Genomic DNA, 12,396 nt, shown 5'->3' with positions numbered 1-12,396 from the left:
AGCGCTGCTGCGCACTGCGGAGGCGCGCACGCCACCCGAGCTCGATGCGGCGATCAGTCAGGCATTCTCAAAAATCACAGAAAAAGACGCCGCGGGCTGGTTTGCCTCTTGTGGCTATAGTATTATTTAAAACGCTCTAGGCGCTTCTGGCGGCGTGCTGCTGCCGAGACGGCGTCTCAGGCTCAAGAAGGGCTTTTCGACCCACCGATGAATCATCCAGGAGGCTAAAAGGGAGAGGCTGAAAGCAGCTACGCCGCGCAGTATTGCGGACGCAGGCAGCCAGTGCTTCATCACCTCCAGGAGAACGGAGTGCGTGAGATAAAACGCATACGACAGCACCCCCATGCGGCGGACCCAGCGCCAGTTCAGAAACCGCAGCGGCCATGCGTCTGCATGCCTTATGCACGCGATGAAGACCGGCATCAATGCCAGCCCTTGCAGCGTGTAGCGCCACGTTTCCCGAAACGCCACACTGCGAATGACAAACGTGGCCAGCAGCACCGCAATGCAGCAGGGCAGCGCCAGCCACAGCCAGTGGCCGCGGCGGATGCGCGTGCCATCCAGCGCAGGGTTTCCCCACACCGCCAGCGCGCAGCCAAACAGCAGCCCGTCCAGCCTTGTGTCCGTGGCATGGCAGGTGCGCGGATGATGCGCTGAGCCCGATTGCAAATCGATGCCCGAAAATGAATGCACCAGCAGCATTCGCCACACCAGCACTGCGGCACACAGCGTCAGCAGCAGCGCAAACTGATGCCGCCGCTCCGGCAGCACACGCCGCATGGCGAGGTAGAAAAAGGGGAACACGAGGTAGAAATGCTCCTCCACTGCCAGCGACCACAGCACCTCCGTGCCTGGCGGCTGCACTCCTCCGCCGATCTCCCAGTAGTTCGCCGCGAAGAGAGCCTGCGCCGTCAGCGCCTGCCCTTGAAATCCACCCTGCAAAACACCGCAGGCTGTGAGCAGCGCGATCAGCCCCAGGATCAAATAAAATGGCGGCAGAATGCGCAGCGTGCGCCGCAAAAAGAACTGGAGCAGATTGGCCCTGCCATGCTTCTCACATTCCATCCGCAGCAGCGTGGTGATCAGATATCCGCTGAGAAAAAAGAAAACAGTAACGCCAAACAATCCGGGCACCACATGCGAGAGCCCGGCATGGCTGAGAAACACGATCAGAATGGCCACCGCCCGAAAACCATCCAGCGAAGCGATGTGAAAGGCCCCTTGGCCAGATGTTTTAGTATCCATGACCTGGAACAAGCAGGGATTCAGGAATCATCCGGGCCTTCAGTTCCGGGACATCAGGCGGACCTTCAAACCCCATCGGCGTGCCCCAGTCAGGCTTGCTCGCACGAAGTCCGAGAACCCAGCGATAAACCTCATGGATCTGCACCGCCTTGGCCTCCCAGGAGTAAAACTTTCGCACATGCGCCTGCGCCAGTTCTCCCACGCTGCGTACTTGTTCCGGATCATCCTTTAGCTCCGTGAGCAGTACGCGCAGCCGGGTCACGATGTCCTCACGCGTGGTCATGGGCAGCACGTAACCCGTGCCCGGCGGCACCAGCTCAGGCGGCCCGCCATGATCCAGCACCACGGAGGGAATCCCCAGCGCCATCGCTTCCAGCACCACCCCGCCGCCAAACTCGCGAATGCTCGGAAACACAAAAAGATCGCTCTCGCGCAAACGTGCTCCGAGTTGCGCATGCGGCACCCAGCCTTCCATGCGCACGCCGGTGGTGATGTTCTCTTTTTGCAGCAGGGCCTCCAGACGTCCGCGTTCCGGACCTTCGCCAATGATGTCCAGCTGCACTTCTCCGCTGCGAATCAGCGGCGCCGCTGCAGCAATCAGCATGTCCACACCTTTCAGAGCCACGAGACGGCCCACGAAGGAAAGCCGCAGTGTGTTTGAGGTGTCGGTCTTCGGTGTCAGCGGGAACTTCTTCAGGTCCACCGCATTCTCGGGGATGAAGACGCAGCGTTCGCGCAGATTCACCGGAATCTCGTTCAAAGTTGTGCGTGAGGCGGCGATGATCGCATTCGAGGCTTCGCGTGTGCGTTTTAATCCGGATGAAAAGCGGCAGAGCGCGCGCAGCCTTCCTGCACCATCCCGCTCCTGCTTGCGTAGATCTTCAAAACCTTTCGGCCAGGGCACTCCGCCGTTCAGCGGCCCCAGCACAAAGGGCACGCCGATCGTTTTCAAGCGGGGGGCAATCCAGCTCGTCGTGGTCGGAGAAAGCGGCAGCAGCCGGTGCACAAGGTCAAACTCGCCATCACGCAGCCGGGACTTAAAGGCATGCCACAGTTTGCGCTCAAAGAATGGATAAACGAGATTGGAGAGTGCGGCGTAGAGGCTCCAGCTGAAGCTGCCTTTGCGGCTGAGCTTGGTGGCCAGGCTCCATGAGAGATGCTGCAGCCGGCGGTTGTTGATGGCGGTGAAGTCCCGTCCCTCCACCATGCCGGCACGGAGGAAGTCCTCACGGTTTCGCCATTCAGTCACGATGTGGGCATCGGTTTGGGAAGCGATGGCTTTGGCACAGGACCAGCCGACAAGCGCCGCGCTGGTCAGCGTGGGATTGGCGGCCTCGGCGATGATGAGCGGGCGGATGCGACGTGTGGTGGAGGACATTATCGTGAGGAGCTGGAAGGACCAATGTTGAGGTTCACACCAATCGGGGTGCCATGGGCCGCGCCGGCGGCGTTCCCTTCATTGGCCGCCACGAGGCGCGTGAAGGTGTTGACCGCGTCGTGCAGAAAGCCGCCCGGAGACATGGACCCGCTGCCCGGGATGTACACGATGTCTCCAGGCTCCAGCCTCACATTGGTGGCCTTGCCTTGAATGATGTCTCGGGCGTTGACCGTGGCGATCTTCGGCTCCGTCAGCGAGCCGCGCACAATGGTGACGTGCGCCAGATCCGCCTCCGGCCGGATGCCGAGACCGCGGCCCAGCGCAGTAATCAGGTTCATCTCGTTCATGAATCCCACCGGGCGTGGCTCGGTCACGGCGCCCAGCACATAGACCTCGTTGGTCAGGGAGGAAGGCAGGTAGATGAAGTCATCCGGCTCCAGATAGATGTTCTGAGCCAGGTCGCCTTCACGAATGAGTTTCTGAAAATCCACCGGCAGCATTTTGCCGCCGCGCATCAGGAAGCTGTGGCTGAGATCCGCCAGTTCTTCGGTCGTGCCGGTGAAGCGTGAAGTGAAGAGACCACCTGCTTGCGTGACTGCGTCCAGCACGCGCAGCGGCCGGTTCAAAGGGTAGATGCCCGGTGCATTCACGCGCCCCAGCACCCACACCCGCTGGCTGCTCACCTCTCGCAGCGTCAGGGACACCTGCGGCTGCTTGTAGTACCGCGTCAGCAATTTTTCCATTTCCTCCCGCAGCTGCCTGGCGGACTTCCCTTTCACCTCCATGCCGGGCAGAAGGTCGAAATAGAGCTTGCCGTCTGGAGTGACAAAGGTGTCCGCACGCGTGCCCGTTTCACCGATGATTTCGATCTCCACTTTGTCGCCGGGGCCCAGCGAATACTCCTTGGCTGGCGGTTTGAGCCATTCGGGATGGATGGGCTCCTGCCGTTTGGTCTGGCTGAAATCAGCGCTGGTGGTGTTGCCTGACTCACGGGCGTCAAACTTCTTCTGCTCCTTCATGATTGAGCATGCATTGAGCAGCATGAGGCAGCAGAAGATCAGGGCGGAAACTCTCATGGGGAAGCTTCTTCCTGACCGGTTGTGCAGACAATCCCCGCAGCTGCGGGTAGGCGGCAGGCGGCTACTGGGTCTGATCAAGAAATTTGATCACCGCCTCGGTCCGTGACCGCACGTGCAGCTTGGCATACACGGCCTTGAGGTAGTCACGCACTGTCGCGTAAGTGAGCCCCAGATCCTCGGCCACTTCTTTGGGCACCTTGCCCTGCGCCAGCATTTCCAGAATCTGGCTCTCACGCGGCGTGAGGCCGGGCATGCGTTTGCGCACCGTTTTGGCAGGAGCTTGAAAAGATTGGATCAGCAGTCGTGCGATCTCCTGGCTCAGCGGTGCACCGCCTGCGCTTGCCTGGCGAATGCCCGCGATGATCTCGGCAGGTTTGGAACTTTTGAGCAAATAGCCACTGGCGCCTGCGCGCAAGGCTGCAAAGACCTTTTGCGGCTCGTCGTGGATCGTCAGCACCACAAACGCCGTGGCGGGCATGCGTGGGGAGAGATGCCGGATCAGATCCATCCCGCACATGTTGGGCAGCTCCAGATCCACCACCACCACGTCTGGCCGTGTCTCCAGCAATGGTTTTGCGGCCGCCTCGGCGCTTTCCCACGCTCCGGCAAAGGTGAGCTGAGTGCCGGGTTTGCTAACGAGCTTTTTCAAAAACAGGCGCAGGGTTGCGTCGTCTTCGATCACCGCCACCTGCAGGGGGCGAATCGCGGCGGCCGGTGCTTCAGTCTCCAAGGTGGCGATCATGTTTCAAATAAACGGCAGGACGGTTTGGGAGCGCAATTGCATGTTCCTTTATCAGCGGAGCTGCGGCAAAATCGGCTGCTGGATGTAGGGGCCGATGTTGGCACGCGTCCATCCGGACACGGCTCCTTGCAGGAAGGCATTGATGGCCATGTGCAGCAGTTCCTCCGCTCGGGCCCAGGGCTTGTCCGCGACAAAGACGATGTCCTTTGGCTCCAGGCGGAAACCTTTGGCTCTCGCCGAGAGAATGTCCTCCATGTTCACCACAAAACGTTCCGGCTTGTCAAAGGAACCCCGCACCACCAGCACGCGCCTTGTGAAGGCCTTTGCCGTAAAGCCGCCTGCCTGGGCAATGGCGCTATGCACGGAAGTGTGGGCCAGCAGACCCTGCGTGCCCTGCATTTTCACGTCTCCCAGCACATAGATTTCGTTGGAGTTGGCTGAAGGAAAATACAGGTAGTCGCCCGGCTCGACGCGGGCGTTCTGAGTCATGTCTCCATGCAGAAAGAGCGCCTCCAGATTGACTGGCAGACGTGCCTGACCGCGCATGACGAAGCTGCGGCCCAGATCTGCCAGCTCCACCGTGTTTTGCTGAAACAGCCCGGTTTCCAAGCCGCCGGCTTCGGCCACGACTTCGAGGATGGTCAGCGGCCGGTCCATGTTGATGGCTCCTTTTTTCACCACTTTGCCTAGCACATACACCTTTCGGCTCTGAAAGGTGGACGGAGTCACCACCACGCGTGCATTGCGGTAGTAGCGCCGCAGTTCCGTGGTCAGGCTTTCGCGCAGCTGATCCAGGCTCAAGCCTGCCGCCTGAATCTCGCGTGCCTGCAGGTAGGTCAGCTTGCCATCCGGCCCGACCACGAGATCCTTGCGTTGCAGGCCTTCAAAGCCGGGCATGTTGATGTTCACGGCGTCTCCCGGGCCCAGGGGGAGGATGTTCTCAGCCTGGAGAGAGGCGCAGCACACGAGCGCCAGCGCTCCAAAGCGTGCCAGCGCAGCAGGACGCAGTTCAGGCGCACGATCCAGCAGCGCGGCGACGAGCTTGCAGCCTGCGTCCCGATACATGCGCAGGGTGTCCTGGATCTTCTGCACCAGACTCGTGCCGCTGGAGCCGGCCCAGATGAGATTGGGAAGCTGCTCCGCGATCAGCAGGGCCTCCGGCTGCTCCACCGCGGGAAGTTCAATCAGGATCACCGCACCTCTCAGCGTGCGCCAGTGAGCCAGTGCCGCCTGCCACTGCTGTCGTTGTTCTGCGTTCCATTGCCATTCCTCGTCCATGCCGATGTGGTAGGGCCGGTCAGTGATCTCACGTGCTGTTCGCCCGGTGCGTTCCGGCTGCTCCACCGCTCCGGAAAGTTTCAGGGCGTCCTCGCTCAGCTCCCGGGTCACCAGCATGCACGTCAGGCCGCGCTGAATGGCGGCGTCTGCCAGCAGTTTCATCAAACGCGGAGCCGCAGTGTCCCCGGCCGCATGCATGACACCGCAGATCATCGCACCTCCGCTGGCGTGTGTTTGCAGCATGGGCTGCAGCCTCGTCCAGGTGCGGAAGGCCCATGCCTCTGCGGAGGCTTGGGACGATGGGAGTGCTCCCAAAACTGGCAGGCCGGTGGCACGTTTCAGATCGCCGCTGCTGCGGACGTGACCGTCCAGCAGGGTGAGCAGCACAGCCATGGCAGCCACCACCAAGGCCCCGGCGGCAAATCCGCCCGCGCCCACCATGGCAAGTTTCTGCGTCGGTTTGACGGAGCTCACATCCTGCGGCCGTGCCATGGAAAACAGTCGAAAGTACCCCTGCGAATTTTCTTCGTAGAGCGCTGCTTCGCGCTGTCGGCCGGCCAGCAGGCCGCGGGAGGTTTCGAGCGTCTGCTTGCGGGATTTGATGTGGGCGTATTCCATGGCCTGACGCGGCAGCTGGGCCAGGCGCTGGTTGATCCCTTCACGCACTGCCATGAGTTTATCCAGCTGTTCGCCCATGACCTGCTTTTCCGAACGCAGGCGCACCAGGTCCAGGTACAGGCTTTCCGCCACGTTGCTCTCTCCGGGCTTCGGCGGCGCGTCGATGCGCATTCCAGAGGACTTCATCTGCTGCTCCAGAGCGTTCAGCTTTTCCATGGACTCGATCACCGCGGGATGTTCGTCCGTGTACCGCACGCGGAGATCGGCCAGCGCTTTCCTCGCGCTGTCCACGCGTGCTGCATTGGTGTCCACTTTGCCAAGTTCGCGCTCCACGCCTTGAATGCGGACATCGAGGGTGTCATGATCCAGCTTCAAAGTTTCATATTTCAGCGTGAAGTTGCCCAGTTCCGCCAGCCATGCGTCCATCTGCTTGTCTGCATCAAGGAGGTGAGACTGGCGGCCATAGGCCAGCAGCTCCTCGTTCACCTTGAGCAGGTCGGCATCCGTGCGCTCGATCTGCTTTTGCAGAAAGGCCTTCATGGCGGCGGCATCGCTGCGCTGAAGGTCGCGTGAAAGCTGCAGCACCGTCTCCGTATAGGCTTTGATCATTTCCAGCACGGCATCAGCGCTGACATTGGAGGTCATGCTGATGTTGACGATGTCGGTGTTGCGCTCGGCTGCCACCACAAGGCCTGAACGGACCGCGCTTTCCTCATAATGGTGAGCCATCAGGCTGGTGGTGCCTGCAATGGTGGACCCCGAATACATCAGGGACATCAGCGTGGGAATGGTCAGGTCGCTGGGCTTGAACGATTCTCCCGTCTCCGACTGCCTGAACGCGGAGGCGAGCTGCTGTTTGATGATCTGGGATTTGGCGGTGTAGAGAGTTTCAAATTTCAGCCAGCCCGCAATCAGCATGATCGCGGCGCAGGCCACGCCCGCAAGCAGCATCAGCCACCAGCGCCGGACGAGAGCGTCGACCACGCGCAGGGGGTCGAAAGGGAGGTTGATCGCAGGTGCCGCCGCCTCATTGGCAGCGGGTGAGGGTGCTGGTGCAGCAGGACTCGAAAAATCCTGCAACTCCGCAGGCAATGGCGCTTCCCGCGGCCTGCTGATCAACGGGGTGGCAATGCCGCGTTTGCGATTGATTGCCGTCAGGCTGAATGAAGTGGGCGGAGCCGCGTTCATGTGGCGCAGGAGAGGACCGTGGACATTCCGAGAAGCTGGTCCTGGCGGTAGAGGTCGCAGGCGACGTCGTGCAGCGCTTGCGCGCTGACTTTTTCATCACCTGAAGCCCAGGCATGCTCCAGGCAGAGCTTCGCGGTGCGGTTGATCTCTCGTGGGATGCCCCGGGAGAGATGGTGCAGCTGCACCAGCGCATCGGCCTCGAAAACGGAGCCGTCGGCATGTCCCGCCGCCTTCAAACGATGCGCCACATAGGCTGCGGTGTCCGTCTCAGTCAGAGGCATGAGGTGAAACCTGAGCCCGATGCGCTGCTGAATGGCCTGGTTGCTGTTCACCAGGCGGCGCAGCGGCGGCTGCCCGATCATCAGCAGTGTCAGAAGGGGGCGGCCGTTGCCATTGAAATTGGTGAGCCAGCCAAGCTGCCGGAGTGTTTCCTCCGGTATGTCCTGTGCTTCATCGAGCAAGATAATGACGTGCCTCCCGCGCTCGGCCGCGCTCTCACACAATGCCTTCAGGTGCTCGCAACGGCCGAACTTGCTCTCCGGCAGATGGTCCGCGTCCGGCTCCAGCTGCCAGAGGATGTACTGCAGCAGTTCATCAAAGCTGAAGCCGGAGTTTTCGCAGCTGACGACCACGAAGGCGCAGGGATCGAGGCTTTGGGCCAGCATCGCACTGGTGATCGTCTTGCCACAGCCGATGTCACCCGTCAGCATGCCCACGCTCATGGTTCTTTCGCTGGCCAGGTAGAGCAGGCGGTCCAGCGCCTCCTGGTGCTGCGGGCTGCGATAATAGAAACGGGTGTCCCACGTGGCCTCGAACGGCTTGGTGGTGAGCTGCCAATGCTGTAGAAAGTCTGACATGTTTCGTGCAGAAAACTTCCTTCTCGTGCACCACCCTCTCAACCCCCCCAACTGCGGGTGCCTGTGAAGGGCTTTTCATACACATCCATCACACGTTTGGCATTTTCGTCCCAGTTGAAGCGTCGGGCGTTCTCCAGACCTGCTTTGACCAGAGCCTCCCGTTTCTCGCCATGCGTGGCAAATTCCTGCATGGCCTCGGCCATGTCCCCGACGTTTTCGGGATCAATGATGCGTGCGGCAGTGCCGACGACTTCGCTCAGGGAACCGCGAGTAGAACTGATGACCGGACACCCGCAGGCCATGGCCTCAATCGGCGGCAGGCCGAAACCTTCAAACAGAGAGGGGTACACCATGGTGGAAGCCGCACGGTAGAGGTCTGGCAGCACGGCATCCTCCACGAACCCGAGGAAGCGCACATCCTTGGTATGGCGTGCGTCACGGGCTGCGGCGTGGATGTGTTCCGCGCCGTGCCAGTCGCTGCCAGCCAGGGCCAGCTGCCAGGGAGATCCGGTGGTTTCCTTGAATTTGTCGAAGGCTTCGATCAGGCGCGTGTGATTTTTGGCAGGGTGCTCGAGCCGCGAGACATACAGGAAGAAGGGCTCGTTCAGCTGCCAGCGCTGGGCGGCCATGGCGCAGGCCGTCGCGCGGTCCCCGAGGTTGAAGCGCGCATGATCGATGCCGTTCAGAATGACGTTCTGCTTTTGCACAGGCACGCCAAAATAACGCTCCACGTCCCGCGCAGTGCTCGTGCTTACCGAAATAAGTCCGTCCTGGCTGCGTGCGAGATGTTTCACAATGACACGTCCGTAGATCATGCGGGCGAGGTCATACTTCTTTTTCACATGAAACGGCGCCAGGTCGTGGATGGTGGAAACGCGGTTGCAGTGGGCGGCGCGCACCATGCGGCGATAGCTGGGCACGTGCAGGACGTCGATCATCTTTTCGTCCAGCCAGCGCGGCAGCACCTGCTGGTGCCACCAGATGTTTTTCACAGCAGGGCGCCAGCATTCATCCACGGGCACGATGTTCATCCTGCTGCGTGCAAATTCAAAAAGAGGAATGTCCTGAGCCAGGGCGAGGATGTGGAACTTGACCACATCCGTGTACGGCATAAGCGCACGTGTCAGGGCGAGTACATACTGCGCCACGCCGGTTTTGCCGCGCTGGATGACGCTGGTGGAAAGTGCGATGTTCATGATGCGAGAAGATGTTCCATGTGTTCGTGACGGAGAGATTCGTGCACCACCGGGCTGGCATTGGTGAAGCGCAGGTGGATGTGCTGGCTGGAGGCGTGATCCTTCAGGCGGGCCATGAGGCCCAGGCCGCCGCTGTCCATCATCTGGACGTCCTTCAGATCAATGACGACCGGGTTGCGTGCGTCCGCAGCGTTTTGGATGATGCCCACGGCGCCGCGCCACAGACCGTCGACCCCCTTGCTGGTGACGGCTCCGCTCCAGCTGAGGTGAAGAGGCACGGTTTTGGGTCTGGACGGCGCAAAGGCGGGCACGGGTTCCTCAGGTTTCAGAATTTTGCCAAGCGCTTCCTCACGTCCGTCGGCCTGGCCGAAGAGGGAGCTCAGGCGCGTCATTTGCAGCAGCTTGAGCACTGCCTGGGAGCAGGCGGAGAGGACGAGGCGCTTGCCTGCCTGGCGGCAGCGTTTCTGGACGCGCATGAGAAGCCCCAGCCCGGTGCTGTCGATGAACTGGGTGCCGGAGCAGTCGATGATGATGCCCTGCTCGGGGCCTTCGAGAGTATTCATCCAGACACCTTCGATCACGCGCACTTCTGCTGCATCCAGACGCACGGGGCAGCAAAGCTCTGCAACGTTGGAAGGCGGCTCTGCCGGAGTCTGAATCTCTTCGGGCCTGGCTGGCACGGCAATGGAGGGCTCGGGCACTGAGGGTGCGGAAGCAGAAGGCAATGGAGCGGCTGGGGTGCTGCGTCTGCCGCCGCTGGTGAGCCACCACTGCTTCATAATCGTGAAGCCAAACACCACAAAATCCGTGGCGTAGCGTTTGAACAGGCGGCGCGGCTCCTGCAGCAGGCGGTAGAGCCATTCGAGGCCGGTCATCTGCATCCAGCGCGGAGCGCGCTTCATGTGGCCGGCCAGGAAATCGATGGTGGCGCCGACGCCGATGCTGACGGGCGCACCTGCACGAAGATAATTCATGGCGATCCACTTTTCCTGCTTTGGGCAGCCAAAGGAAACGAAGAGCAAATCCGGATCAGCCTGACGAATATCAGCGCAAATGCCTGCATGATCCATTTCATGTAACGGCTTGAATGGCGGGGACATCACACCTGCAATCTTGAGGCCGGGGTGCCGCTCCTGAACTTTCTCGATGGCTTTCAGAGCCACTTCTTTCTGCCCGCCGAGGAAATAGACGCTCCAGCCTTTTTGTTCCGCGATGGCGAGTAGCTTTGGCACGAGATCGGAACCGGCGACGCGCTCCGGGAGCGCATTCCCCAGCCAGCGCGAGGCCCAGACGAGGGGCATGCCATCGCAGACGACCATGTGGGCGTCGAGCAGGATGCGGCGCAATTCTTCGTCATTCAACGCAAGTGCGGTAAAATCAACGTTGGCCGTGGCAATGTAGTGAGGTTTGCGCGAGGTGATCATCGCGGAGATGGTCTCCAGGGCCTGGTCGGTCGTCACGTTGTCCAGAGGAACGCCCAGGATGGACAATGACGGCCCGCTCCGAGGCGTGAATGCTGCGGCTTCAGTTGTGTTCATGAGAGTGCTTTGCGGGCTGAAAGTGCTGTGCGTAGTAACTGCTGAGCTGCTTGCCGAGGCCGGACCAGCCAAAGCGTGCACGACAGGTCTGCATGCTACGTTCTTCCACCTTTTGACGCAGGACGTCGTCATGGAGCATGCGTTCCGTGTAGTGCGCGAACATGTCGGCGGTGTCCGCGAGAAGGATGTCCATGCCATGCACCAGGTTTAGCCCCTGGGCGCCGATGGTGGTGCTGATGACCGGCGTGCCCATGGCCATGCTCTCGGGGATTTTAAGCCGGGTGCCGCCGCCAATGCGAAGGGGAACAATGTGCGCCCAGGCGCGGCGATAGTAGGGCCGCACGTCATCCACGCCGCCGGTCACGGTGACATCCGGCAGGCTGGCATGGGCCTTTACCTCGTCTGTCGGAGATTTGCCGACGATCAGCACCTTGAGGTCCGGCACCTGTTTTTTGAGACGGGGATGGATCTCGGCAAAATACCAGCTCAGAGCATCGACGTTGGGCATGTAGTCCATGGCTCCGCAGTAGAGGATCGTGGGCGAGGCATCGCGTGAGACGTCGGCAGACTGGGGACTGAAGTAGTCAAGGTCCACTCCGTTGGTGACCACCTGGACTGGCAGTTTGGTGCTGACTTCGGAACGGATGAAGCTTTTGTCGTCAGGACCGCACACAACCTGCACGGAGCTGCGGCTGGCCACCTGATGCTCAAAGCGGCGAAGCTTCCACGTCTGCTCGCGGTAAAGAAGGGAAGATTTGAGCCCTTTAGGCATGCGGGCGTATTGTTCTTCCTGAAATTGCAAGTCCACGCGACTCCTGTCCACACTGAGAGGGATTTCGAGATGGTCCTTGAGGAAGTATTGAGCCATCACGATGTCGCAGACGTGGACGAGGTCGTAGTCGTTCTGGTCGAGCATCTCGCCGATGGTGTCGGCAAGCTGGGGAAGCCACCAGTGGCGGATGGTGGTGGGGAGGGGATTGAGGAGGCGGTTGGGGAAGAGCCGAGGCCAAGGAGGGTGCTCGAAGGAAACAAAGGTTACTTTGCGACAGAAATTCTCGAAGATTCCACGATGTTCCAAGCGCTCGCCTTTTTCCGAGAGGGCGATGAGATCGATGGTGTGATCTTTGGCAAGAGCGCGCAGGAGATGGAAGACCCGCTGATAAGTTCCGCGATCGATCGGATAAGGGATGTAGGGGTAAACAACGAGGATGTTCATGAGCTGGGTGAACTCTGGTACCTAACTCGATTCCCGCTGAGAGTGCATCGCCCGCAAGTGG

Annotated in this window: 9 protein-coding genes; all 9 read right to left on the bottom strand. The window is 60.7% G+C overall.

The genetic code is table 11. From position 1 onward, the window contains the following. Window positions 1–126: 126 nt before the first annotated feature. The 9 genes from ACILSO_RS31350 to ACILSO_RS31310 all read right to left on the bottom strand — a co-directional run bounded on the left by ACILSO_RS31350 (window position 127) and on the right by ACILSO_RS31310 (window position 12,335). On the bottom strand, window positions 127–1,245 hold the full coding sequence (locus ACILSO_RS31350) for an acyltransferase family protein (RefSeq protein WP_395741446.1): 1,119 nt from the start codon (window positions 1,243–1,245) through the stop codon (window positions 127–129). Next, complete coding sequence (locus ACILSO_RS31345; RefSeq protein WP_395741445.1) at window positions 1,235–2,623, bottom strand: glycosyltransferase family 4 protein; 1,389 nt, start codon at window positions 2,621–2,623, stop codon at window positions 1,235–1,237. The genes ACILSO_RS31350 and ACILSO_RS31345 overlap by 11 nt, the downstream gene beginning before the upstream one ends. Beyond that, window positions 2,623–3,699: a polysaccharide biosynthesis/export family protein gene (locus ACILSO_RS31340; RefSeq protein ID WP_395741444.1), complete on the bottom strand. Its 1,077-nt coding sequence runs from the start codon at window positions 3,697–3,699 to the stop codon at window positions 2,623–2,625. Before ACILSO_RS31340 ends, ACILSO_RS31345 begins: the two co-directional genes overlap by 1 nt. A gap of 64 nt (window positions 3,700–3,763) precedes the next feature. Beyond that, entirely contained in the window at window positions 3,764–4,444 is a 681-nt protein-coding gene (locus ACILSO_RS31335; protein ID WP_395741443.1) for a response regulator, read from the bottom strand. A gap of 51 nt (window positions 4,445–4,495) precedes the next feature. Next, on the bottom strand, window positions 4,496–7,528 hold the full coding sequence (locus tag ACILSO_RS31330) for a polysaccharide biosynthesis/export family protein (protein WP_395741442.1): 3,033 nt from the start codon (window positions 7,526–7,528) through the stop codon (window positions 4,496–4,498). Then, window positions 7,525–8,385: an ExeA family protein gene (locus tag ACILSO_RS31325; protein WP_395741441.1), complete on the bottom strand. Its 861-nt coding sequence runs from the start codon at window positions 8,383–8,385 to the stop codon at window positions 7,525–7,527. The genes ACILSO_RS31330 and ACILSO_RS31325 overlap by 4 nt, the downstream gene beginning before the upstream one ends. Before the next feature lie 38 nt (window positions 8,386–8,423). Then, window positions 8,424–9,581 carry a glycosyltransferase family 4 protein gene (locus tag ACILSO_RS31320; protein ID WP_395741440.1) on the bottom strand — a complete coding sequence of 386 codons (1,158 nt, stop codon included), beginning with the start codon at window positions 9,579–9,581 and terminating at the stop codon, window positions 8,424–8,426. Then, complete coding sequence (locus tag ACILSO_RS31315) at window positions 9,578–11,119, bottom strand: WecB/TagA/CpsF family glycosyltransferase (protein WP_395741439.1); 1,542 nt, start codon at window positions 11,117–11,119, stop codon at window positions 9,578–9,580. Before ACILSO_RS31315 ends, ACILSO_RS31320 begins: the two co-directional genes overlap by 4 nt. Beyond that, window positions 11,106–12,335, bottom strand: coding sequence for a glycosyltransferase (locus ACILSO_RS31310; protein WP_395741438.1), 1,230 nt, complete (start codon window positions 12,333–12,335; stop codon window positions 11,106–11,108). Before ACILSO_RS31310 ends, ACILSO_RS31315 begins: the two co-directional genes overlap by 14 nt. Between the last annotated feature and the right edge of the window lie 61 nt (window positions 12,336–12,396).

The organism is Prosthecobacter sp. (genome assembly GCF_044226605.1).
GTDB lineage: Bacteria > Verrucomicrobiota > Verrucomicrobiia > Verrucomicrobiales > Verrucomicrobiaceae > Prosthecobacter.
This window is presented reverse-complemented; position numbering and strand designations above follow the sequence as displayed.